The organism is Shigella sp. FC1567, assembly GCF_001743015.1.
Lineage (GTDB): Bacteria > Pseudomonadota > Gammaproteobacteria > Enterobacterales > Enterobacteriaceae > Escherichia > Escherichia coli.
This window is the reverse complement of sequence record NZ_MIIV01000261.1, coordinates 1-1,584: the sequence shown is the minus strand read 5'-3', so window position 1 is coordinate 1,584 and position 1,584 is coordinate 1. Positions and strand designations below refer to the sequence as shown.

The following is a 1,584-nucleotide window of genomic DNA, read 5'->3' as shown; positions in this document are numbered from 1 at the left end:
TGCCGGGCTAATCCACCACTCTGATCGAGGTTCACAGTACTGCGCATACGATTACCGGGTCATACAGGAGCAGTCTGGTCTGAAAACATCAATGTCGCGTAAAGGTAACTGTTACGACAACGCTCCGATGGAAAGCTTCTGGGGAACGCTGAAAAATGAGAGCCTGAGCCACTATCGTTTTAATAACCGGGATGAAGCCATCTCAGTAATACGGGAATACATTGAGATTTTCTACAATCGTCAGCGTCGTCACTCTCGTCTGGGGAATATCTCCCCGGCAGCCTTCAGGGAAAAATATCATCAGATGGCTGCTCAAAAAAAGAACAAATGGTAGTGTCCGCTATTGCCAGTACACCTCAGACGTTGGTTTCATAGTTACCAGTCTCATAGGAGCGGACAATTTTCCGTTAGGGCGGTAAATTGTACTTTGATACATGAAAATACGGGTTTTCTTGATTCAGACGCGCAGCGGTGTGCGTTTGTTTGCCGCTATAGCGAAATAAATCAGAAAATCAGACGCGGTCGTTCACTTGTTCAGCAACCAGATCAAAAGCCATTGACTCAGCAAGGGTTGACCGTATAATTCACGCGATTACACCGCATTGCGGTATCAACGCGCCCTTAGCTCAGTTGGATAGAGCAACGACCTTCTAAGTCGTGGGCCGCAGGTTCGAATCCTGCAGGGCGCGCCATTTCTTCTTCATTTATGCCCGTCTTATCCGTTTCCGCTTTGCCCTTCACCACATCACTTTTTGTCGCTGTTTGGCGAGATAATTCAACGGTGTCAGGCCGTAAAACGCCTTAAAAACAGAGATAAAGTACGACGTGCTGCTATAGCCACATAATTGCGCCACCTGAGTGATATTTTTGTTATCCATCAATAACATCTGTACGGCGTAACGCATACGACACTCTGTGACAATCTGGCTATAGCTGGTATTTTCGTTTTTTAATTTCTTTTTGAGCAGGCTGGGGCTTAAACATAGCGAACTGGCGACAATTCGCAGATTCCAGTAATGCTGAATATCGCTTTGAATAATGCGGCAGACGCTGTCGCGGACGCTGCTGCGTAAGATATACATCAGTAGGGCAATAAACCGCGATTGCTCAAGAAAGTTAGACAATACGGTAAAAAGTAATGCGCGCGTCAACTCCGCTTCGCAGGGTTTGCTGGGTTGCTGCTTGCTGTGGTTGGCGGCTAGCCGGAACACTTCCGGTGTACGGCTATGACAAGCGATAACCGGGGTTGCCAGCCGCGACCAGGGCTTTACACAGGTTAAGTTCTTATTTAAAAACAACAGATAATCGGGTAATGACTCCAACTTACTGATAGTGTTTTATGTTCAGATAATGCCCGATGACCTTGTCATGCAGCTCCACCGATTTTGAGAACGACAGTGACTTCCGTCCCAGCCTTGCCAGATGTTGTCTCAGATTCAGATTATGTCGCTCAATGCGCTGAGTGTAACGCTTGCTGATAACGTGCAGCTTTCCCTTCAGGCGTGATTCATACAGCGGCCAGCCATCCGTCATCCATACCACGACCTCAAAGGCCGACAGCAGGCTCAGAAGACGCTCCAGTGT

Annotated in this window: 2 protein-coding genes, 1 tRNA gene and 1 pseudogene; 2 read left to right on the top strand and 2 right to left on the bottom strand. The window is 47.8% G+C overall.

Annotated features, from left to right (window positions below; translation table 11 throughout):
* Together BHE85_RS15145 and BHE85_RS15140 are read left to right on the top strand one after the other, a co-directional pair.
* Nucleotides 1-334 (top strand): integrase core domain-containing protein (locus BHE85_RS15145; RefSeq protein WP_146628197.1); only part of this gene is annotated, 334 nt, incomplete at its 5' end.
* A 281-nt stretch (nucleotides 335-615) separates the two neighbouring features.
* Nucleotides 616-692, top strand: a tRNA-Arg gene (locus BHE85_RS15140).
* Between the two features lie 45 nt (nucleotides 693-737).
* Here the strand turns inward: BHE85_RS15140 and envY are convergent.
* Both envY and BHE85_RS15130 read right to left on the bottom strand, forming a co-directional pair.
* A pseudogene (gene envY, locus BHE85_RS15135) lies at nucleotides 738-1,307 on the bottom strand (DNA-binding transcriptional regulator EnvY); the annotation flags it as partial.
* A 16-nt stretch (nucleotides 1,308-1,323) separates the two neighbouring features.
* Nucleotides 1,324-1,584: IS1 family transposase (locus BHE85_RS15130; RefSeq protein ID WP_000317683.1), on the bottom strand; the 261-nt coding region annotated here is incomplete at its 5' end.